The organism is Stenotrophomonas sp. YJH_SMC_101-4 (assembly GCF_059370395.1).
This window is the reverse complement of sequence record NZ_JCAFTP010000002.1, coordinates 96,176-119,730: the sequence shown is the minus strand read 5'-3', so window position 1 is coordinate 119,730 and position 23,555 is coordinate 96,176. Positions and strand designations below refer to the sequence as shown.

11 protein-coding genes are annotated in these 23,555 nt (G+C 61.4%); 6 read left to right on the top strand and 5 right to left on the bottom strand.

Features of this window, described 5'->3' with window-relative positions; translation table 11 throughout:
• Nucleotides 1-120 precede the first annotated feature (120 nt).
• From AC5P8D_RS06705 to AC5P8D_RS06695, 3 genes are read left to right on the top strand one after another with little or no spacing between them, the layout of a single operon-like run.
• Nucleotides 121-426, top strand: a complete 306-nt coding sequence (locus AC5P8D_RS06705) for a helix-turn-helix transcriptional regulator (RefSeq protein ID WP_004146436.1) — start codon at nucleotides 121-123, stop codon at nucleotides 424-426.
• A complete protein-coding gene (locus AC5P8D_RS06700; RefSeq protein ID WP_070426734.1) occupies nucleotides 426-770 on the top strand; it encodes a hypothetical protein in 345 nt (114 codons plus the stop codon). The genes AC5P8D_RS06705 and AC5P8D_RS06700 overlap by 1 nt, the downstream gene beginning before the upstream one ends.
• The gene (locus tag AC5P8D_RS06695; protein WP_004146440.1) at nucleotides 767-2,224 is read left to right on the top strand and encodes a YfjI family protein; all 1,458 of its coding nucleotides are present in this window, start codon (nucleotides 767-769) and stop codon (nucleotides 2,222-2,224) included. The genes AC5P8D_RS06700 and AC5P8D_RS06695 overlap by 4 nt, the downstream gene beginning before the upstream one ends.
• A gap of 102 nt (nucleotides 2,225-2,326) precedes the next feature.
• Here the strand turns inward: AC5P8D_RS06695 and AC5P8D_RS06690 are convergent, their stop codons facing one another.
• Together AC5P8D_RS06690 and AC5P8D_RS06685 are read right to left on the bottom strand one after the other, a co-directional pair.
• The gene (locus AC5P8D_RS06690; RefSeq protein ID WP_004146441.1) at nucleotides 2,327-3,076 is read right to left on the bottom strand and encodes a MobA/MobL family protein; all 750 of its coding nucleotides are present in this window, start codon (nucleotides 3,074-3,076) and stop codon (nucleotides 2,327-2,329) included.
• Between the two features lie 255 nt (nucleotides 3,077-3,331).
• Complete coding sequence (locus tag AC5P8D_RS06685) at nucleotides 3,332-5,038, bottom strand: DUF4113 domain-containing protein (RefSeq protein WP_495203186.1); 1,707 nt, start codon at nucleotides 5,036-5,038, stop codon at nucleotides 3,332-3,334.
• Between the two features lie 68 nt (nucleotides 5,039-5,106).
• Between AC5P8D_RS06685 and AC5P8D_RS06680 the strand changes: the two genes are divergently transcribed.
• Nucleotides 5,107-7,329: an AAA family ATPase gene (locus tag AC5P8D_RS06680; RefSeq protein WP_070426737.1), complete on the top strand. Its 2,223-nt coding sequence runs from the start codon at nucleotides 5,107-5,109 to the stop codon at nucleotides 7,327-7,329.
• 348 nt (nucleotides 7,330-7,677) lie between these two features.
• On the opposite strand, the gene AC5P8D_RS06675 is transcribed toward AC5P8D_RS06680, so the two are convergent.
• Nucleotides 7,678-8,817 (bottom strand): hypothetical protein, encoded by a 1,140-nt coding sequence (locus AC5P8D_RS06675; RefSeq protein WP_495203185.1) that lies wholly within the window; start codon nucleotides 8,815-8,817, stop codon nucleotides 7,678-7,680.
• Between the two features lie 8 nt (nucleotides 8,818-8,825).
• Nucleotides 8,826-10,061: a tyrosine-type recombinase/integrase gene (locus AC5P8D_RS06670; protein WP_231914951.1), complete on the bottom strand. Its 1,236-nt coding sequence runs from the start codon at nucleotides 10,059-10,061 to the stop codon at nucleotides 8,826-8,828.
• Between the two features lie 683 nt (nucleotides 10,062-10,744).
• On the opposite strand from AC5P8D_RS06670, the gene AC5P8D_RS06665 reads away from it, so the two are divergent.
• On the top strand, nucleotides 10,745-11,854 hold the full coding sequence (locus AC5P8D_RS06665; protein ID WP_053442576.1) for a DUF3667 domain-containing protein: 1,110 nt from the start codon (nucleotides 10,745-10,747) through the stop codon (nucleotides 11,852-11,854).
• A gap of 75 nt (nucleotides 11,855-11,929) precedes the next feature.
• A complete protein-coding gene (locus AC5P8D_RS06660; protein ID WP_049434303.1) occupies nucleotides 11,930-12,373 on the top strand; it encodes a GNAT family N-acetyltransferase in 444 nt (147 codons plus the stop codon).
• Nucleotides 12,374-12,430: 57 nt separating this feature from the next.
• On the opposite strand, the gene AC5P8D_RS06655 is transcribed toward AC5P8D_RS06660, so the two are convergent.
• The gene (locus AC5P8D_RS06655) at nucleotides 12,431-23,335 is read right to left on the bottom strand and encodes an autotransporter-associated beta strand repeat-containing protein (RefSeq protein WP_414614338.1); all 10,905 of its coding nucleotides are present in this window, start codon (nucleotides 23,333-23,335) and stop codon (nucleotides 12,431-12,433) included.
• Between the last annotated feature and the right edge of the window lie 220 nt (nucleotides 23,336-23,555).

Sequence of the window (23,555 nt, the reverse complement as noted above, 5' to 3'; positions counted from 1 at the left end):
TTTTCCCTGTACCCCCAACAGCAGCATATCGACACTGATCACGTCGGAGGCCAATCACCTTCGATAGGAAACCGGCCGGATTCCTTCCTGAAACGTTCAACACAACGAAGGAATCAACAAATGAAGCACATGACGTCCAGTCTGCGCCAGGGCGTAGACAAAAGCATGACTTTGGCCGAAGAGAACAACAGTGCTGGGAAAGCAGGTTGGCCGGATAGTCCGACGCTGCGTCTGAAGGAGCTGATCAAGCTGCTCCGCGTCAGCAGGAGCAAGGCATACGAGCTGATGAAGACCGATCCGGACTTCCCGAAGGGCATTCCGCTCTATGACAGCGAACTGTCCCCGAAGTTCTACTGGACGCATGAGGCAATGGCATGGGTAGAAGGCCGTGCAGTGAAGTTCCGTCGTGCGAAGGAGGAGAAGTGATGATGGCTAATTTTGCAGTCCACTCTTCGCCGCTTGACGCGCTCACGCACGCTTTGAGTGAACAGTCGACCAAGGGGAAGGGCAAGCTGGAGCAGGACTTCAGGCAGGCCTATCCGATCCTGGAACAGCACATCGCAAAGAAGATGAGCAAGAAGATCTTGGTAGAGCAGTTCAATGCTGCGTACAAGCATGATCTGAACCTGATTCAGTTCCGCAAGCTGCTCAAGGAGGAGCGTTTTCGTCGCCATGCGGAGGGCGATGCTGCTCGGTGCCAGAGCTGTGGCCATCTGTTGGTTGAGGTTGAAGAACAGACCGCGGTTGGCTCGACAGAGGAGGATGCATGATGACAACCAATTGGCAGCGTTATGCCCCCAAATATCCCCTGGAAACCTTTCACCATGTTGCTCGTGAGGCAGGCCTTGAGCTCCTTCGCAACGTTCAAGTTCCCGACGCCATGGTTGGCATGGGTCTTATCAATGCCATTTCGATGGCGTGCCAAGGTCTGATTGATGTCAAGTTGCCGACCGGACAGATCAAGCCTGTAACCCAGAACTTGATGCTTGTGGCTGAGTCTGGTGAGCGCAAGTCCACGGTGTTCGAGCTACTGCAGGCGCCTTTCCGCGATGCAGACACGAAGGAGATGGCTGCGTTCAAGCAGCAGACTGAGGCTTATGAGATCGACTATGGACTCTGGACGGCCAAGATGAAGGGGCTGAGGAGCGCGATCAGTAAAGCAGTTGCTGCTGGCAAGTCTGTCGAAGCACTCGAGGCACAGCTGAAGGAGTTTTCAGAAAAGAAACCTCTGCAGCCCCGCCTGCGTTGCTTCCTGAGGCAGGACATCACGGCCAAGGCCATCATGGAGGCCGTTCAGGGTGATGGTGAGTCCATCGCCATCACGACTGACGAAGGTCATATGCTGTTCAAGAGCGAGGCAATGGCGAATGTGGGCCTGCTCAATCGTCTCTGGGATTCGCCAGGAATGATGCCGTTGGATCGTGCGGAGAACGAGCATCTGATTGCGATGAATCCGCGCGTTTCTGTGAGCATCATGACCCAGTACGAACCGTTCAAGCAGTTCCTCAATAGGCGAGGCTCTGTTGCAAAGGGGAGTGGACACTGGGCACGCTATTTGGTTGCGTGGCCTCGCTCCATGATGGGCTACCGGCGAATCGAGGACGTAGAACCGGTGTGGGAGCATTTGCCGGCATTCCATGAGCGAATCGCGGAGCTGTTGTTCAAGTACAAGGAGCGGTCAGCCTCGGGCGCCATTGCTCGTGAAGTGGTGTCCTTCTCCATCGATGCCAGGGCACGCTGGGTAGAGTTGGCATCAGAAACTGAGTCTTTGCTGCGCGACGGGGAGTACTTGAGTGATATCAATGACTTCGCGGCAAAGATCATGGAGATCGTGGCACGACTCGCTGCATCGATGCAGTACTTCAGTGGAGAGGGAGGTGACATCACCCTCGATACGATCAATCGTGCCTTCGACATCGTTCGGTGGCATGTTGATGAGTACAAGCATCTGTTCTCACCAGCGTTCGTGGTATCGCAGGATCAGGTCGATGCTCAAGCTTTGGATCGGTATCTGTATGCCAAGTGGTGGAAAGGGATTTATTCGGATACGTACGTTCCCAAGAACCAGGTTTTGCGCTATGGACCTGTACGTGACCGAGCAAGGCTGAATGCAGCTATCTCGATTCTTGAAGGTCAGGGAGCAATTCAGGTCTGCAGTGGGTACCGGGACAAGAGGATGTATCTGCGCTTGATGAATCACTACTTTGACCGGAGGGCACTGTAAGCGGTCTTGATGCCAAGGGGGCCCCGGCGATATGCCGGGGCTTTTCTGCTGTGGTCAGTAGGTGCCATTGCGATTCTGCGACTTTGTCGCAGAATCGCTGGGTTAGGCACTTACCTCTCCCAGATTTTCAACTGATGAAGCTGCCTTCACGGCTTTACGACATTGTGCATACTGCGACTTCTCTGCATCTGCCATCTCCTTGACGAAGCGTTGGCCGAGGTGGCGCTCTGGGGGCCTGGCAATGCCTTGATCACGCAAGCTGCGGTGGTCTACGCGGGTTGAATAACCGTTTTCTTCAAGGAACTGATTCTGGGTGTCCGCTACAAGTTTTCGCTGTGCAGTCACCTGCTGCTTCAACTCCATTGGGCTCTTTCCGCCACTATCCTTGCGGCATCCGCCTGCGGAAGGATTCTTGGCGTTGTAGCGGGCGAAGGTCTGTTCAGGTGTACGGGGGATGCCATCAGGCAGTCTGTCCGAGCACATCAGATGGATGTGCGGGTTGGGATCCCCACCGAGTTTTCCTTCAGGTGCATGGAGCGCGTACTGGTAGGGTTTGATCCCTGCGAGATTCTTTGCAAGCCGGTCGGCAAGTTCGACCTGCTGTTCAGTACTGAGCTCACTCGGAAGAGTGATTTCGTGTTCTCGGTACACTGCTCCGTTGGCACGCTCATGCTTGTCAGCAACGCTCCAGAACCGTTTCGGATCATCTCCTGCCCATTCGGGCATGTTCCCATGTCCTGTTTGGATAAGGTCCTTCTTGTCACTATGAGATCCTTTACGATCGATATAGTTGGCGTGCCTGCGTGCGCTGCCTTTCTTTCCACTTTTGATGCTGTAATGGAAGCTTGCCATTGCTGTATCACCCTTTCTCTAAGGAGAATAAAAAAGCCGACAAGAGTGATTCTTGTCGGCTACCGGTAGATACTCATGATCGAAGAGTGTTGTGATTAGATAGAAAGGGTAAGTGCGCGTACCACACCCTGCCTGTAATCTATCGTCAGTTCTATTTGATTTCTATTTCCTTCGATGCCTTTCGTTCTTCGTGTTGCTGCTTCGAAGGACGTGAGTGAGTTTCTACATATGTATAAGGGTGATGCAAGTTAAAAATTACACTGAATGCGAAGTGGCTTGATCTTCGATGTATTGAATAAGGTCTTCGCAAAAAATGTTGATCTTTGTCTCGTATTCGTTGCCTGCTTCAAGATCGAAATGAGAGTGAGCTATGGTCATGTGCTTCAGATATGAGATCTGGAATCTCATAAATGCTTCCATGCGGTTGCTGCGCCCGAAAAGTAATGCGTAGGCGATGCAATATCGATGATAGAGGGTGAGCATCGCACCTTGCGGGATGTAATCCTCTTCATATAGCTCTTCGATGTCTCTTGATGTGTCCAGGTGACTCAGTAGGCGAGATACAGCTTTCTCGCTTGAGCTCTGCCCTTTCCAGTAGGGCGTGTACTTCGTTTTGATCTTCTTTTGTATCTTAATGGCTGAAAGGGCTGCAACGCAGTCGGCCATTGAAATGTTGACGACGTCATGATCTGTTCTGTGCCATTCGTGGAAGACATAGGCATGCAGAACCTTCTGCGTTTCGTCGGCTATGTTTGTGATCTCGCTGGATCTCAACTCATAACCAGTGGCTTGGTGAACCAAGCGTGCCAGCTCATTTGCATTGGTTTGCAGGAAGGAGTGAATAGCTGCGAGAGATGTGACAGGTCGCAATAGGGCATCGCACTCCGTCGGTGAGGAGATGGCGTGAGCGAAGAGTGGCTCTATCTTGTATTTGCTCAACTCGTCGTTTTCTGATTCGACAACCTGCTGACACTCTCCAACGAAGTGCAGGAATGGGAGAGTCAGCAAATAGATGTATAGCCTTTCGTGTACGGGGGCGCCTTCTTTGCTGGGTAAGGCATTTGAGGGTTGATAGCTTTCTATTTGATGTGCGCCAAACATAAAGGCGCTTGCAATGGCTTCATCATTGCCGACGAAAGCCATGTAGATAGGTTCTATAAGCTCCTTTATGTGTCTGGCGTAGTATTCAAGGAGTTTCGATGGTGTGAGTCTGTTGATGTGGATGTGCTTAAGTATCTCCTCGTCGATCTCAAGCTCAAGCGTGGACATGAGATAGGAGGCTGCTTTTATGGTCTTTTCATTTCTTGGGGTGTTGCGTTCTGTCCAGTGCTCGAAAGTGGCCTTGATGGTTCCTGGTTTCGAGATTCTTTGGAGTAACTGAGTGTCGCTGGAGTCGTTCTTGAGGTAAAGGAGCTTGATTGTTTTTAGGGTGGAGATTGGAAGTGTGCAGTTCCCGGTAGGAATCTCTTGTCCCAATGTGGAGTTGATGAAGTCAATGACTCCATTAAGTTCCTTGCGGGTTATTGTTTTTCCTGAGGCATTGGAGTGTTCGGCTTCTTTGCCATTTTCTGTGCGCGCCATCTCGTAATTGAGCTCTTGCAAAAGCTCATTGATGGTTCCAGTCTCGGAACGATCTTTGTTGTGATCTTTATCGAAATCGAAGCGCGGTTTGTACTTTCCTGATTCGATGTTGCTTTCTTCCATCTTCAACCGCCATCCTTTTGGTTGTGTATAGTGTTTGATGTTTGCTATTTCAAAGATCTTTGTCAGCGTGCCTGCAGAAGGCTGCTCCACTTCGTTGTATAGCTTGGTGACAAATAATGCAATTTTGCTCGCCATTGGGCGTTGCCATGCACCATGGAGCCTCTCCCCCGGCCTTGCTCCACCAACCCGCCAGCCCGCGCTGTCTACTCCCACAGTGCCTCTGCCGAATTTCGTGTTGATCTGGTCCAGTACGGCCATGGCCCGTTCTGCGTTCTCAACGGACCTGATGCTCTGGTACAAAGAGAGTACATAGGGGGGCAGTGAGCATGATCCGAACAATCACAATCCATCGTCACAAGAGCTTTCATCCCACCAACGCGCATTCGGTCCAGATCCCGAACAAACCTGCGACTTACGTCTACGGTCTCAACGGAGCAGGAAAGTCTTCTATCGGTGAAGTGGTCGACGGGCTGGCACGCAACGATCCCGCCTTTGCGCACTGCAGGATCGAGACAACCGACAATGCGCGCTACCGATACTTGGTCTACAACCACCACTACGTTGAACGCCTGATCGGCCAGCCCATCCAGGGCATCTTCACTGTCGGCGAAGTCGACACTGTCCGCCAGCAACGTATCCAGGACATCGAGACCCGAAACGGCGAGTTGGACGTTCTGATCGCCGACGCCACCACAAGTGTCAAGGCAGCCGAAAGCAACCTTGCCATGGAGCTGGTGCGGGCCAAAGACGAGATCTGGAAGGCCCACGACTGGGGCAAGAAGACGGCACTGGCTTCCTTGCTTGAGGGCTACGGCCGGAACAAGGAAAAATTCTTCACCGACCTGCGCACACATGCCCTGCCCGAGAATGGGCAGCTGGACACGATCGAGCGACTTGAAAGGCGCTGGGCCGATGTCTCTGGCATCGAAAGTGAGCGTGCATTGGTGTCCCTGGATACCAGTGTGCTGAGTCGGATCGAGAATGACCCTATTTGGGGTGAGGTCGTGGAGGTGTCGACCTCGAGTCGCCTAGCACCATTCGTTGCCGAACTGGGCAACGCGGACTGGGTCGCGCGTGGACAGGCTTACACGCATAAGGATCGATGTCCGTTTTGCCAGCAGGGGTTGCCCCACGATTTCCGCGAAGAGTTGGCGAGACTCCTGGAAGGCGAGCGCAAGGCGAAGGTCGACAGGATCTCGCTGCTGGTTCAGAGCTACGCCGTCCAGCTCGACGCGTTAGAGCAGCGTACCCAGGCCATTTTGACCGACCCCGACGCAAGAGAGGCAGGGGTGGAGCTTGCCTGGACCCAAGCTCGGGGGGCATTCCACGACACACTGACGGCGTTGCGTCGGAAAGAAGCGCAGCCGGGGGAGGCGGTGTCCATCTCCCCTGTCAATGTAGACGCATTGGTCGAAGCATTGGCCAAGCTCAACGCTCTGATCGCTGACTTCAATGCGCGCATCCGGGATCGCAGGGGCGAGCGTGAGCGGATCAAGGCCATGTTTTTCCAGGTCATGCATGTCGAGCGTATGGACGCCTACGCGCACCATGATGCGTTACTCGGACCGCTGCAGCAAGCCGAAACACAGGCAAAGGCAGGCCTGCAAGCGAAGAGGCAGGAGCGAGATGGCCTCAACACCGAATTACGTGAGCTGCGCCGGCTTCAGAAAGGCGTTGATGCCTCAATCGATGCGATCAACGATCGACTCCGCAGCTTGGGGATCACGGCGTTTAGCATCGATCGGAAGGTAGACGAGGATCGCGTGTACTGCCTGGCGCGCCCAGGGGTAGCCAGCAGCGAGACCAAGTCATTGAGCGAGGGTGAGAAAACGCTGATCGCGTTTCTCTACTTCATGGAGTCGCTCAAGGGGTCGCAAGATGAAAACGAGAATGTGGATCCTCGCCGCACTATCGCCGTCATCGACGATCCGATCTCCAGCCTGTCCCAGAATTATGTGTATGACATCGCCACGATGATCCACCGCGAGCTGGCCAAGCCAGACGGACGGCCCCAGCTCGTGAAGCAGGTGATCGTCCTGACGCACAACCTGTACTTCTTCCATGAGCTGCTCCGTCAGCACAAGGTGAGTCTGCCCAAGGCGCACAACCACTGCGGATTGCTGCGCGTGGTCAAGAACGTGTATTCGGAAGTCGAAGCGCTGGATCCCACCAAGCTATTAAATGATTACGACGTGTGGTGGCAGATCCTCAGGGATGCCAAGGACGGGAAGATCCCGACCCAGATCGTGCCCAACGCCATGCGTAACATTCTGGAGCAATTCTTCACCTTCACCACCGGGTCTTCTGACTTCCCCGTGGCAGTCCAGCAATTGGCCGACGCAGATACATCCAGTAAGTACGCAGCGCTGGATCGTTTCGTCGATCGAGGTTCCCACCGAGATGCAATCAATGGTCCGCCAATTGACTGGACCGAATACGACGTGTCCTATCTATTGGGCAAGTTCCGCGCGATGTTCAATGCCATCGGCCAAGAGCCACACTACATCATGAAGATAGGTGAGGATGCCTTGGAGCCAGTACATGCCTGATGCACGACTAGCGACGCTTTCCGAGTACTTGGCGATAACGGAGCACAGCTTCACCCATGCTGAGCTTTGAGCCTGGTGAAGCTGGGCAGTCTCACCAGCGCAACTTCCACCTGTGAACTTTCAGGGCTTAATCGGAGCGCGTTAACGTTCAAGCTTTCCTTGCCCCGTGTGGGGGCTAACAAGGAGAGGAACATGGCAAAGGTTAATGGCGGATCGGCTGGGAAGGCAGGTGGTGGCTCGAAGGGCGGCTCGACTGCTGGCGGCGCTCGAGGCCCCGCTGGGTGGCCGTCGACCAAGCCTGGGATGCCGTCTGGCGGCAACCGCACCAACGCCCCTGCGAAGCGCTGATTACGGATCGATCAGCCAAGCTGGGGGCAGTGGGCCTGTCGACGGGGCCTGGGGTGGGTAGCGGTGTCTATGCCGCTCCCACCATCCCAGATATGCCTCCCGCCAGCCCGTGCGGTCCATGTGGCCCGCGGTGGTTGGGTGGTCTGGCAGGAGCAGGCTCAACAAGAGTGCGGCCACCAGGTAGGTTTCAAGCAGGTCCGCTTGGCCATCGAGATCAGACGCCTTCGCTTTGGGGGTCCAGAGTTGGGTGTGGACCAGTGTTCTGAATGACTTTCGAGTTAGCCGGGCCTTGCCACTTCTCAAGCCGCGAACGAACCGATTGCCCTCGCCAAGCCGTGTCCCTGATAGATCTGCCTGGGTGCCCATGTCCGCGATAGGGAGCGGGCGCTGAGGCCAGCTGCCCTCTCGCAAGTAGTGGCCGACGGCGCCGATGAAATCTACGAGGCGCGCGGTAGGGTCAGCCGGGGTATGGCGGTGCCGATTAGTAGGCCCAGGTGGTGCCAGCAGCACGGCAAATCTTGGGAGGCCTGCAAAGGCATCTGGTACCCCGGTCCGTCCAATCCAATGCCCAATTTCGTGATCTACGGCTGCCAAGAATGACAGCGCCATGTTGGCACGGCGGTTTAGGGCAAGATTGATGGCGGTGCGCTCCGGTTCGGTCAGTTCCAGCTTCAGCTCCAGCGAGGGATCTCTAATGTCTGCCACCGTCAGGGGGGTGCAGTAGGCTGGCCCCAGTTGGGACCGTGGCCCGATCTCGTCGAGAAAGCCGTATACGTCAGTGTCTGAAAGCTTACAAAGTCGTTTGTCTGACGCATCGAACATGGCGACCAGTTCTCTGGTTGCTGGGGACGTGTGCTCGTTGAGCAAACCTAGCCCATAGAGCATGATCGCCGAATGTCCTTGGGGGATATCCTCTTTGAATCCTCGAAATTCGGCGTCTGGGATGCCTCGTTTCTGGAGCATGCGCAGGAGTAGTGAATCCGAATGCGCTTCGACTTGCTCACGCTTGGCCATGAGAGCTGTATAGCCGCGGCCTCGTCGATAGTTCATGTGGCTCAGCCCCGTCGCGTATTCGAAGAACGCTGCGGGGGCCATGCCAACGAGTTTGTGAGCAACTTCGATGTGGAGTGCGAAGAGCATTGCCTATCTCATGCTGTTGCTGGAAGGACGAAATCAGCCCACGCCTGCATCATGGGGCGTCGCTGCTCCAGCAGATCCGTACGGTGATAGGCAGCTTCGACCTTGTTTTTGACAGTGTGGGCCAGCGCGCGTTCAGCAAGATCCCGGGCATAGCCTTCCTCGCTGCACCAGTCGCGAAAGCTTGACCGGAAGCCGTGCGCGGTGGCTATCCGCTTATCGCTATCGCTGTGGGCCTTCAAGCGGCGCAATAGTGCAGTTAGGGTCATGTCCGAGAGGACTGTTCGGGATTGGATCGATGGGAAGACCAGATGATCGTGCTTGCCTGCCTGTACCTGCAGCAAAGTGATGGCTTGCTCAGAGAGTGGGACTCGATGGGTCTGGCTGGCTTTCATGCGATCGGCAGGAATGATCCAGACTTTGTTGCGCAAATTGACCTCATCCCAAGTCATTCCCCTGACTTCGCCAGAGCGCGCGGCGGTCAAGATCAAAAACAGCAGCGCACGTTTGGTGACATCTAGCTCGTTTGTATCCACCAGTCTGGTTTTGACAAATGCGGGGATGTCGGTCCACGGCATGGCCGGTTGATGCTCTTGTCTGACCGTCTTGCTGGGTTGTACCGGCAACAGATGTGTGACTACATCCACGGGGTTGGCTTGGTTGAACCCGTGTGCCCAGCCCCAGGCCATCACGGCATGCAAACGCTGCTTTACCCTGGAAGCGGTCTCCGCTTTTTCCAGCCAGATCGGGCGCAAGACATCGGCCATATGACGAGGCTGAAGTTGATCCATCGGTAGGGAGCCGATCTTGGGGAAAACGTATTCGGTAAGTGTGTTGATCCACTGCTGCGCGTGCTTGGCGTTCTTCCAGCCTGGCTTCAGTTCGGCGTGTACCTGTTTTGCTGCCTCTTGGAAGGATGGCATCACCGGCGCGGCTACAGGTGTCTCCTTGATCTCCAGGGGGTCTTGCCCCAATGCAATCTCTTCGCGCATCTCGCGAGCCAGCTTGCCGGCAAGAGCGACGCCCACGTGCGGGTAGCTGCCTAGGCCGGCGTTGCGCCGCTTGCCAGTGACAGGGCTTACGTAGCGCAAGACCCACTTGCCTTGGCCCTTCTTTGTGCGTGAAGGAAGCAGACTCAGGCCAGTAACTCCGCCGTGTGGCAGTGCTGCGCTTCCGGGAGTGATGCTTCGAGCTTTGATGTCGGTTAGCAGTGCCATGCGTGCCTGGTATGCCATCTGGTATGCCATCTAGTATGCCATTTCGCGTTGGGTGATGATGGGTGTTGCTGGACAGTGCTGGATATGTTTCATGCAAGTCATTGAAAGTAAACGGCAAATATATGAACTTATCGATTCCCCTGGATTTCCTTGGACGGATCTATGGCAGTCCCTCTCTCCGCCAGATAACTGAAAAAGGCTGCCTGAAAGGGCAGCCTTTTTCAGTTATCTGGCGCGGGACGCGAAGTGCGCTGCGCGCGCTTCGCCCCAATCGTTGCTGCGCAACGTTTGGGCCCCTCCCTTTGCCTGCCTCTCCCCGCCCCTGTCGGGGCAGCCCCTCAACAGAGGGGCTTGTTCCTCCAGAGACGTCGGTAGATCCACGCCATGCGTGGATGCTCTTCGCGCGCCCCCCCCTGCTTCCCCACATGCTCCTCAAACACGCTGGCGCGGGACGCGAAGTGCGCTGCGCGCGCTTCGCGCCAATCGTTGCTGCGCAACGTTTGGGCCCCTCCCTTTGCCTGCCTCTCCCCGCCCCTGTCGGGGCAGCCCCTCAACAGAGGAGCTTGCTCCTCCAGATCCATCAGTAGATCCACGCCATGCGTGGATGCGTTTGATCGCCTTACGCACGCTCGATAGCACCCCAAAACAAACCTGAACGAATCCTGAAAATTCGCTATCGTAGGCGCCTTCAACCGACGCTTGGCCCATTGCCCATGAGCTCGATCGACAGCGCTCACGCCGCCTGCGAAAACTGCGACACCGCCCTGCACGGCCACTACTGCCATCGCTGCGGGCAATCGGCGCACAACCCGCTCAAGCATGTGGGTCATGCCATCGAAGAAGTGTTCGAATCCTTCTGGCATCTCGATGGGCGTATCTTCCGCACGCTGCGCGATCTCTGGGTGCCGGGCCGCATCGCGCTGAACTACCTCAAGGGCCGCCGGGTCGGATACGTGCAGCCTCTGCGGCTGTTCGTCATCCTCACCCTGTTTACGTTCTTCGTCGGCAAGCTCTTCGTGCACGTCGACGATTTCAGCATCGGCGGTGGCACCAACTCTGTGTACGCCAAGACCACGACAGTGGAGCAGGTCGAAGCCGCCCGCGCGGCGCAGCTGGCGTTGATCGACCAACAACAGGCCAACTCACCCGGCACCGGCAACGCCGGCTTCGCCATGGCCAGGGCCGCAGTGAATGCCGCAGCCGCGCAGCGCAAAGCCGAGCTCACCGGTGCCGGCAAGGAGGCCGCCACGACGGAAAACGGCACTTTCTTCAACCACACCGTCAACGGCAAACCGTGGGACGCTGACACCAACCCCATCGTGATGGCCGGCTGGCCCCGGTTCGCCAACAACTGGCTCAACAAGCGCCTGCACAACGGCAACGCCAACATCCAGCGCATGGGGGGCAAGACCGATCTGTACATGCAGGCGATCCTGACCGCATTGCCCGGCGCCCTGTTCTTCCTGATGCCGGTGTTCGCACTGGTACTGCGCGTCGCCTACATTCCGCGGGCGATGGGCTATCTGGAACACCTGGTGGTGGCGCTGTACAGCCATTGCTGGCTGATGACGGTGCTGCTGGCAACCTTCCTCATCGCCGGCATCAGCAGCGCGCTCGCATCACCCGCATTCGCCGCCGTCAGCCAATGGCTGTATGCACTGTTGTGGCTGGCAGTACCGGTCTATCTGCTGTGGATGCAGCAACGCGTGTACGGCGGCAACAAGGCGCTGACCGTACTGCGCTACCTGGCCATCGGCGGCGTCTACCTGTTTCTGGTGAGCTTCGTGGTGATGTATGCGGTGCTGGCGGGAATCTCGGCCTGAGGGATACACGCACGGCATCACGCCCATGAATCCACGCATGGCGTGGATCTACTGGCGATCGTCTATCGTGGGCCCATGAACCTCCGCCTCTACTACCCCACAGATGCCAGCGCCTGCCTGTCGATTTTCGACAGCAACGTACCCACCTACTTCGCGCCCGAAGAGCGCAGCGACTTTGAACGCTTCCTGCGCGAACAAGCCACGGACTGTGCATTCCAGGTCATCGAGCGCGATGGCAGCATCGTGGCCTGTGGCGGCCTGTCGCGACGCGGCGACGGCAGTGCCGGTTTCTGCTGGGGGATGGTGCAGCGCGCGCTGCACCGGCAGGGGCTGGGACGCGAACTGGCACTGGCACGCCTGTGCCAGGCCGAAGCGGATCCCTCGATCAAGCGCATCGCGCTCAGTACCAGCCAGCACACCCAGGGCTTCTATGCCGGGCTGGGCTTCCAGGTGACGCGGATCGTGCCCGATGGGCACGGCGCCGGGATCGACGCCGTGGAAATGGAGCGGGAACTCTAGCGCTCCCGCCCCGGCCCCATCCACGCAGGGCGTGGATCTACCGCTGGCCCGCTCCCCTCAGAAGCCCACGCGCAGGTTGATCTGCCCGCCAACATCGCGGCGGCCATCGCCGTGCTGGCCCTGCACGAACATCGACAGCTGGCTGTTGCGGCCGAGCCCAACCGCCACGCCCACCTGACTGACCAGCGCATTGCGTGCCATCACCGCGCTGTAGACGTCGAACGCGTTGCCACCGACGGCGAAGCGGTTGCGGCTGGCCACATCGGTGTCACCCGAGGCGTGCTGCCAGCCGAGGCCGACCGTCAGCTGTGCCGGGAAGCGCTCGCCGCTGCCCACATCCCAACGTCCACGCACTCCCACGGTGCTGACATTGAGCGTGTCCTTGCCGCCTTCCAGCTCCAGTGCAGCAGTGCCACCCTGCTCTACTGCGCGATCGCTGTCGACCCAGTGCTTGGTGAACTGCACGTACGGCTGCAGCTGGGTCCTGCCATGTGTCCAGGTCCAGCTGCCCTCCACCTGCGCGATGGTCACGTCCGAGTCCTGGCGGCTGTACAAGGTCTGGCCCAGCAGCGGCACCTCACGCGTGGTGCGCGTACGGTAGTCGCCGCGCGATACGCTGCCCCCCACCGCGAAGCCGTTGTTCCACTGGCCCTGTGCATACAGGCCGAACGTGTTGCCACGCAGGCGGGCCCGCGAACTGCGATCGTACAGGCGCGTATCCAGCCGCTCGTTGCCTGCGGCCGCACCCAGCACCACGTGCTCGCCCAGCTGCCAGTCCACGCCCGCCATCAGCGCATTGCGGTTGGAGCGGATGTCATCGCCATTGCCGTCACCGTCCTGGCGGAACACCTTGCCACTGCCGGCCAGCCACGCCGAAGCACGCTCACCACGCACGGTCGGCAGCTCACTGCCCAGGCGCTGGCGGATACCCTCTTCCAGGTAATTGTCGTACAGCAGCACCGCGCGGCTGGCCGCATGCACTTCACCGGACAGCTGGTCGAAGGCAGCGCGCGCGGTACCCGCGTCATACATCAGCAGCGTGTTGTACAGGCCCAGTGCCGAACCACTCTGCGGCAGGCTGTCCAGCGCTGCGGCGGTGTTGTACTGGTTGCGCGTCTTCGCCGCCGTGGTGAATGCCGCGGTCTGCGCCACGTCGATCTGCAGATTGGCCGTGTTCGCGGTGTAGACCGGGGTGATGGTCAGGAAGGCCGACGGCGTGGTGGCCGAGGCGAACTGCCCGCTCACCCCACCGCCCGCGTTGACCACGGTGTACTGCTGGCCCTGCTGGTAGCTGGTGCTCGGCGAGATGGTGTTCACCTGCACGGTGCTCCCAGCCACGTTGGCACTGCCGCCCACCTGCACCGTGTCGCTGCCGGTGGCACCCAGATCGATGCCCAGCGTGCTGCCCGGCGACAGGGTCAGGTTGCCCCCCACCGTGATCGTGCCGGTGCCATTGCCCGCACCGCTGCCGTTGCCCGGACCATTGCCCGGCGACAGCACACCGCCGCTGGATACAGTCACGCCACCGCCGGTGCCACCGATGGTGCCGGTGCCGGACAGCGTGGTGCCGCTGCCGATGGTCCACTGGCCGCCGATGTTGCCGGTGACATTCAGGCCACCGCCGGTGACCTGGCCGGTACCGCTGAAACCACCGCTGTTGCCGCCGAGGTTCAGACCGCCCGGACCGGCCTGCACAATGCTGCCGCCACCGCTGATGGTGCCGCCCAGCGTGGTGGTGCCACCGGTGTTGATCACCAGGCCACCGTTGTTGGTGATGTTGCCGGTGATGGAACCGCTGGCCCCGCCGTTGCCGACCTGCACCGTGCCACCCGCATTGATGGTGGTGCCGCCGGTGTAGGTGTTGTTGCCGGTCAGCGTGATGGTGCCGTTGCCGGCCTGGGTCAGGCCACCGCTGCCACTGATGGTGCCGCCAACGGTGGTGTTGCCACCTACGTTGAACACCAGGCTGCCGTTGTTGCTGACGTTGCCGGCAATCGATCCGCTCGCGCCGCCGTTGCCAACCTGCAGCGTGCCGCCGGTGTTGATGGTGGTGCCGCCGGTATAGGTGTTGTTGCCGCCCAGGATCAGCGTGCCGGTGCCGGCCTGGGTCAGGCCACCGCTGCCGCTGATGGCACCGCCGACGGTGGTGTTGCCACCCACGTTGAACACCAGGCTGCCGTTGTTGGTGACGCTGCCGCCAATCGCACCGGTCGCGCCGCCATTGCCCACCTGCAGGGTGCCACCGGCAGTGATGGTGGTCGGGCCGGTATAGGTGTTGTTGCCGGTCACGGTCAGCGTGCCGCTGCCGGCCTGGGTCAGGCCGCCGCTGCCGCTGATGGTGCCGCCCAGCGTGGTGTTGCCCGCCACGTTGGACACCAGCGTGCCGTTGTTGGTGACGTCGCCGACGATCGAGCCGGTCGCACCGCCGTTGCCAAGCTGCAGCGTGCCACCGGCATTGATGGTGGTACCGCCGGTGTAGGTGTTGGTGCCGGTCAGCACCAGCGACCCACTGCCCGCTTGGGTCAGGCCACCCGTACCGCTGATGGTGCCGCCCAGCGCGGTATTGCCGGCCACGTTGGAAATCAACGCACCATTGTTGGTGATGTCACCGGCAAGCGAACCTGTGGCGCCGCCGTTGCCGACCTGCAGCGTGCCACCGGCATTGATGGTGGTGCCGCCGGTGTAGCTGTTGTTGCCGACCAGGGTCAGCACGCCGGCACCGGCCTGGGTCAGCGCGCCACTGCCACTGATCGCACCGCCGACGGTGGTGTTGCCACCGACATTGAACACCAGGCTGCCGTTGTTGGCGACGTTGCCGGTGATCGCGCCGGTCGCACCGCCATTGCCGACCTGCAGCGTGCCACCGGTATTGATGGTGGTGCCGCCGGTATAGGTGTTGTTGCCGGTCAGGGTCAGCGTGCCGGCACCGGCCTGGGTCAGGCCACCAGCGCCGCTGATGGTGCCGCCCAGCGTGGTGTTGCCGGCCACGCTGGACACCAGCACACCGTTGTTGGTGATGTCACCGACGATCGCACCGGTCGCACCGCCATTGCCGATCTGCAGCGTGCCACCGGCATTGATGGTGGTACCGCCGGTGTAGGTGTTGTTGCCGGTCAACACCAGTGTGCCGCTGCCAGCCTGGGTGAGGCCGCCGCTGCCGCTGACCACGCCGCCCACGGTTGCCGTGGTGCCGAGGTTGTAGACCAGGCTGCCATTGTTGGTGATGTCGCCCAGCACCGAACCGGTGCTGCCGCCGTTGCCGATCTGCAGCGTGCTACCACCGTTGATGGTGGTGCCACCGGTATAGGTGTTGTCGCCGCTCAGGGTCAGCGTGCCGGTACCGCTCTGCACCAGACCGCCGGTGCCACTGAGCACACCGCCGAAGGTGGTGCTGCCGTTGTTGCCGCCGGTGGTCAGGGTCGCCCCCCCCAGCACCACGCTGGATCCGGTCACGCCGGCCAGGCCTCCGATGCTCTGGCTGCCACCGGCACTGATGTCCAACGTGCCGGCGCCGGCCAGGTTCACCGTGCTGGCACCGGACAGGCTGCCACCAGCCGCCACCGCCAGCGTGCCGCTGTTGAGGGTGGTGGTACCGGTATAGGTGCTGGCACCGCCCAGGGTGACCGTTGCTGCGCCATCCTTCAGCAGGCCGCCAGCACCGCTGATCGGGCCGTTCAAGGTCAGCGCGTTGCTGCCGGCCAGGGTCAGCGTGCCGCTGGCCAGCTGCACGGTGTTGGCCAGGGTCAGCGCGGTGGTGCCGTCCAGGCTGGCATTGCCGCCCACGGTCAGCGTGCCGGTTCCCAGTGCACCGTTGTTGCCCAAGGCAAGGCCACCGGCGTTGAGTGCCACGCCGCCACTGAAGGTATTGCTGCCGGTCAGGCCCTGGATGCCAGCGCCGTTCTTCACCAGGCCGCCGGTGCCGGTGATGTCACCAGCGAACGTAGTGTTGCCCACGCCATTGAGTGTCAGCGTGCTGCCACCCAGCGCCACGGTGCTGCCGGCCACGCCTGCCAGCGAGCCGATGGCCTGCGGGCCACCCGCGCTGATGTCAAAGGCGGTACCGGCGTTGGCCAGATTCACCGCACCCGTGGCAGCCAGGCTGCCACCGGCGCCGATCGCCAGCGTACCAGCGTTGATGGTGGTGCCACCGGTGAAGGTATTGGTGCCGGTCAACGTCTGGGTGCCCGAACCTTCCTTGACCAGGCCACCGGAGCCCGCCACCGAACCACTGAAGGTGCCATTGGTGGCGCCTCCGATCGTCAGCGTGTTGGCGCCCAGATTCACCGTACCGCTGCCGATCAGGGTACCGAACTGCTGCGTGCCGCTACCCGCCGACAGATCGAAGGTCGCACCCGAGGCCAGGTTGACGATGCCACTGGCGTGCAGGCTCGCGCCGGCGCCCAGTGCCAACGTACCGGCGTTGATGTTGGTGCCACCGGTATAGGTATTGGTGCCGTTCAAGGTCAGCGTCGCTGCTCCCTCCTTGGTCAGGCTGCCGGTACCACTCAGGTTGCCGTTGAGGGTGAGGTTGTTGCTGCCGAGTACGGTCAATCCGTTGTTGAGGATGAAGTTGTTGGCCAGCGTCACCGCGGTGTTCGAATCGAGCGTAGCCGCGCCTCCAACCGTCACCGCACCGGTGCCCAGCGCAGCGTTGTTGCCGACCACCAGGCCACCTGCGTTGAGCGCCACGCCACCGCTGAAGGTGCTGGCGCCATTGAGCGTCTGCACGCCTGCGCCGTTCTTGATCAGGCCGCCATTGCCGCTGATCGCACCGTTGAAGGTGCTGTCCACGGTACCACCCAGGGTCAGCGTGCTGCCGCCCAGTGCCACCGTGCTGCCGGCCACGCCGGCCAGCGAACCGATGGCCTGGTTGCCCGCCGAGATGTCGAGCGTGCCGGTGCCGGCCAGGTTCACCGCGCCGGTCGCGGCGAGGCTGCCACCGGCACCGATCGCCAGCGTGCCGCTGTTGATGGTGGTACCACCGGTGTAGGTGTTGGCACCGCTCAGGGTTACGGTGGCCGCACCGTCCTTGATCAACCCACCCGTGCCCGAGATCACGCCGCCCAGCGCCAGCGCCTGGCTGCCGAGCAGATCAAGGTTGGCACCCGATGCGAGGTTGATGTTGTTGGCCAGGTTGACGCCGGTCGATGCATCCAGTGTCGCGTTGCTTCCGACCGTCAACGCACCGCTGCCGAGCGCAGCGTTGTTGCCGACCACCAGTCCACCGCCGTTGAGTGCAACGCCACCACTGAACAGATTGGCGCCGCCCAGCGTGAGGATGCCGGCGCCATTCTTGACCAGGCCACCGGTGCCGGAAATCGCGCCATCGAAGAGGCTGTTGCCAACACCACCGAGTGTCAGCGTCTGTGCCCCCAGGCTCACCGTCGAGCCCGCCACGCCATTCAACGACCCGATGGTCTGGCTGGCCCCTGCCGTGGAGATATCGAAGCCGGTGCCTGCAGCGCTCAGCGTCACAGCGCCGCTGGCGGCCAGGCTGCCGCCCGGACCAATCGCCAGCGTGCCGGCATTGATGAAGGTCCCGCCGGTGTAGGTATTGGCACCGGTCAGCGTCTCGATACCGGCACCGACCTTGGTCAGGCCACCCGTGCCTGCGATCGAGCCGCTGAAGGTGCCATTGGTGGCGCCACCGACCTCGATCGAGTTGGCACCGAGGTTCACCGTACCGTTGCCGACCAGCGTGCCGAACTGCTGCGTGCCACTGCCGGCAGACAGATCCAGCGTGGCGCCGGTGGCGAGGTTCACGGTACCGCTCGCCGCCAGGCTGGCACCGGCCCCCAGCGCCAGCGTGCCGGCGTTGATGTTGGTGCCACCGGTGTAGGTGTTGATGCCATTCAAGGTCAGCGTCGCGCTGCCATTCTTGGTCAGGCTGCCGGCCCCGGACAGGACGCCGTTGAGCGTCAGTGCATTGGTCCCGAGCACGGTCAGCCCGGCGTTGAGCGCGATGTTGTTGGTCAGCGCTGCCAGGCCGGTGGTATCCAGCGTGGCGGCACCACCAACGGTCAATGCGCCGCTGCCCAGCGCCGCGTCATTGCCCAGGACCAGCCCGCCTGCGTTGAGTGTCACGCCGCCGCTAAAGGTGTTGGCGCCGGACAACGTCTGTACGCCCGCGCCCACCTTGATCAGACCGCCACCGCCACTGATCACGCCGTCGAACGCGGCATTGCCGGTCGTGCCGAAGGTCAACGAATTGCCGCCCAGTGTCAGCGTGCTTCCGCCCGCACCGTTGAGCGCGCCGATGGTCTGGCTGCTGCCGGCACCGGAGATATCGAAGCCAGCACCTGCGCCCAGCGTGATATCACCCGCTGCGGCAAGACTGCCGCCCATGCCCAGCGCCAGCGTACCGGCGTTGATGGTGGTACCGCCGGAGTAGGTATTGGCACCGGACAGCGTCAGCGTGGTGGCACCATTCTTGATCAGGCTGCCATTGCCGGCCACGATGCCGCCCAGGGTCAGCGCGTTGCTGCCCGGCAGGGTCAGTGCCACGCCCGATCCCAGGTTCACGGCGTTGCCCAGCGTCACCGCAGCGCCCGCATCCAGGGTGGTGCTGGCATTCACCGCCAGCGTGCCGGTACCCAGCGCATCATTCGCGCCAACCACCAGGCCGCCGCCATTCAAAGTCAGGCCGCCACCGAATGTATTGGTGTTGTTGAGGGTCAGCAGGCCCGCACCATTCTTGATCAGGCTGCCATTGCCGGCCACCACGCCACCGAGGGTGACATCAGTGCTGCCCCCCAGCGTCAGCTGCGTACCGGCACCGAAGTTCACCGCATTGGCCAGGTTCAGCGCCACGGTGCTGTCGAGCGTGGTGGTGCCGCCAATACCGAGCACACCCGTACCAAGCGCGCTGGCGTTGCCGAGAATCAGGCCACCCGCATTGAGCGCAAGGCCACCACTGAAGGTATTGGCACCGGACAGCGTCTGCACGCCTGCACCGGCCTTGACCAGGCCGCCGGTGCCGCCGATCACGCCGGCAAAGCTGCCATTGCTGGCGCCGCCAAAGGTCAGCGATTGCGCGCCCAGTGCAAGTTGGCTGCCCGCCACGCCGTTCAACGCGCCGATGGTCTGCGCTGCACCGGCTGCGGAGATGTCCAGCGTCGCACCGGCACCAGCAAGATCCACCGCACCGGCCGCGGCAAGACTGCCGCCTGCCCCCAGCGCCAGCGTGCCGGCGTTGATGGTGGTGCCACCAGTGTAGACGTTGGCGCCGGACAGCGTGAGACGCGCGGCACCGTCCTTGATCAGCCCGCCAGCACCGAATACCGGACCGGTGAGCGTCAGGTCATTGCTGCCCAGCACGGAGAGGTTGGCACCGGCGGCAAGGCCGATTGTGTTGCCTACCGCAATCGCTGTCGTCGCATCCAGCGAAGCGCTACCGCCTACGTCCAGCTGGCCGGTACCCAGTGCCTGCGCATTGCCCAGCTGCAACAGGCCCGCGTTGAGGCCGATCCCTCCGCTGAACGTATTGGGTCCATTCAATGCCAGCGTGGCCGTACCGTTCTTGACCAGGCTGCCAGTGCCGCTGATGAGACCGCCCAGCGACACGTTCTGGCTGCCCAGCAGATCCAGCGCTGCGCCTGCCCCGAGGTTGAGGTTGTTGGCGAGGTTCAACGCTACCGAACTGTCCAGCGTGGTATTGGCACCCACCGACAGTGCACCGGTGCCCAATGCGCTGATGTTCCCCAAGTACACGCCGCCGCCGTTGGCGGTCAGCCCACCACCGAAGCTGTTGGCGCCGTTGAGGGTCAACGTGCTGGCACCGTTCTTCACCAGCCTGCCGGCACCGGACACCACGCCACCCAGCGTGATCGCCTGCGAGCCCGGCAGCGACAGTGCGGCACCCGCGCCCAGGGACACATTGTTGACCAGGTTCAGCGGGGCGCCGCCATCGAGCGTGACGCTACCGCCAATGCCCAATACTCCCGTACCGAGCGCGCCGCTGTTGCCCAGCAGCAGGCTGCCCGCGTTCGCGTTGAGTCCACCGCTGAAGGTGTTGGTACCGTTCAAGGTCAATGTCGACGCACCGTTCTTGACCAGGCTGCCGGCGCCGGTGATGTTGCCGGCCAGGGTCAGGTTCTGGCTGCCCGGCAGGGTCAACGCCGCGCCGAGGTTGATCGCATTGCCCAGGTTCAGCGCAGCAGTGGCGTCCAGCGAACCGTTGCCACTTACGGTCAGCGCACCGCTTCCCAGCGCACCGGCGTTGCCCAGCACCAGGCCACCGGCGGCAAGATTTACCCCACCGCTGAAGGTGTTGGCGCTGGTCAGCGTCTGCACGCCGGTGCCCTGCTTGATCAGGCCACCGGTGCCGCCGATCACGCCGGCGAAGGTCTGGTTGGTGGCATCACCGAAGGTCAGCGTGCTGCTGCCCAGCGCCAGGGTGCTGTCAGCCACGCCGGACAACGCACCGATGGTCTGGTTGCCCCCCAGCGAGATATCCAGTGTGCTGCCCGCGCCGGCCAGACTGACCGCGCCGGTCGCCGCCAGGCTGCCACCACTGGCCAATGACACCGTTCCGGCATTCACCGCCAGCCCACCGGTGAACGTGTTCGCGCCGCCCAGCGTCAGCGTGGAGGCGCCGTTCTTGACCAGGCTGCCGCTCCCGCCGATGACACCGCCCAGCGTCAGCGCATTCGAGCCCAGCACAGTGAGCGAACCACCGGCACCAAGCGTGATGCCATTGCCCACGGTGAGGCCGGCGCTGGCGTCGAGCGATACCGCACCGCCCACGTTCAGTGCCCCGGTTCCCAGTGCACCGCCATTGCCCAGCACCAGGCTGCCGGCGTTGAGCGCCAGACCGCCGCCGAACGTATTGGCGCCGTTGAGGGTCAGTGACGATGCGCCATCCTTGATCAGGCCACCCGCGCCGCTGATCACCCCGTTGAACGTCAGCGCCTGGCCGCCAAGCAGATTGAGGTTGGCCCCGGTACCGAGGTCGACGGCATTGGTCAACGCCAACCCGGTCGTGCCATCCAGCGTGGCATTGCCGCCAACAGACAGCGAGCCGCTGCCCAACGCTGCCACGTTGCCCAGCAGCAGTCCGCCGGCGTTGAGTGCAACGCCGCCGCTGAGGTTGTTGACGCCGGACAGTGTCTGCACACCGATGCCCTGCTTGATGAGGCCACCCGTGCCGGCGCCGAACGTACCGCTGTAGCTGGTATTGCCCAGCCCAGCGAGGGTGAGCGTGTGGCTGCCCAGGTTGACCGAGCCGCCGAGGCCGGCCAACGAGCCGATGGTCTGGTTGGCCGCTGCCGTCAGGTCCAGCGTGGTGCCAACGCTCAGCGTCATCGCACCGGTGGGTGACAGGCTGCCGCCCGCGCCCAGCGCCAACGCGCCTCCGGCCAGGTTGAAACTGCCGGTCAGCGCATTGGCGCCGTTCAAGGTGAGAGTGCCGGCGCCGTTCTTGGTCAGGTTGCCGGCACCGGAGATCGAACCGTTCAATGACAACGCATTGCTGCCCAGCAGGTTCAGCGAGCCCCCGCCATTGATCACCAGATTGTTGCCCAGGGTGAAGCCCGCCGTCGTATCCAGTGAAGCGCTGCCACCCACGGTCAGGTTGCCGCTGCCCAGTGCACCGGCATTCCCCAGTACCAGGCCGCCGGCATTGAGGTTGACGCCGCCGGAGAACAGGTTTGCGCCGCCGAGAGTAACGATGCCGGTGTTGTTGACCGTCAGCCCGCCAGTACCGGACAGCACGCCCCCCAGGCTGAACGCATTGGTCCCCGCCAGTGACAGATTGCCACCAAGGCTGAAAGCGTTGGCCAGATTCAGACCGGCCGTGGAGGAGGCGATGGCACCGCCGTTGGCGGTGAACAGCCCTGTGCCGAAGGAACCGGCATTATTGAAATTGACCAGGCCATCATTGAGCGTGGTCGTGCCTGCACCAGCCCACGCACCCTGCAGGTTCCAGGTACCGCTGTTGACGGTGAGCCTCTGGAAGTTGATGTACTGGTTCCAGCCCAGCGTGGTCACCGCCCCACCGGTACCGCTGCCCGGGCCGGTGGCGCTGTTCTGCAGCACCAGGCTGTTGTTGGACGCCGAACCACCGTCGACGATGCCGGCCGCGGCCAGATTCACCGCAAGCGCGCCGACCTGCCCGGCCACGCCGATACCGGCGGTATTGACGCTGGAACCAGACACGGCGGTGAAGGTGTTGCCGGTGACCGAACTGCCCAGGTTCACACTGCCGTTGATGGTTCCTGCGTTGAGGAAGGTATTGCCGGCCCCCGCCGTGGCCGAACCCTGGAACCCTATGCGGCCGGTAATGGTGCCGGTGTTGTCGAGAGTGGTCTGCGCACCACCGTAGCTGACGATCGATGCCGCATCAGCCGTGGTCAACAGGCCTACACCAAAGATCGACATGTCCACACTACCGGCGTTGACGATGTTGCTGACACCGCCGGAAGCATTCTGCACCACCAGCGCCTGTCCGCCGAAACCGAAGATGGAACCGATGTTGACCAGGCCTTTGATCGCCCCGCCTGCCTGATTGTTGACGCTGATGGTGTTTCCACCAACGGTGTTGTTGCCCAGCACCATGCCCGACGCCGCCAGGCTCAGGCCACCGTTGATGGTGGGATCGACCGTGCCCTGGTTGTTCACGGTGATGCCGTTACCACTCAAATTCACTGCACTTCCGCCAACGATCGGCGGCACGCTGAGCTCGGCGCCGGTCTGGATATCCAGCGTCACGCCATTGATGCTGTTGGCCAGAGAATTGGTATTGGAGCCGGTGGCGCAGGTAACCGTCGTACCTGCGGTAGTGCACGCCGCGAATGCCGATCCACTGGCCAGCGTGGCTGCCAGTGCGACCGCCAGCTGATGCGCCCGCAATCGCGGTGGCCGCTTCGCGGTAATCGCACTTCCGCCGGGATTCTGGGCGACCTCCGAGGCAACCTGCATTACGCCGAGGGCACGATTGAAAACCAGACGGTAAATGCGGTTCATCGGTAAATCTCCATGAAAAGACCGGATGGCACTGCGGGCAGGTTTTTTGAAGACGATGCGGTCCATCCCGGCTCCCGATACGGGAACAAGGCCTGGCGGCATTAACTCCTGAAAATCTTCACATCTTCACGCGACGCCCCCTGGAAAAGGTGCGCCGGCGTGTCCGTCAAGGCGAAAACTCCCCGGTTTCGCATGACGAATGGCGGCACTGTGCGTCCGA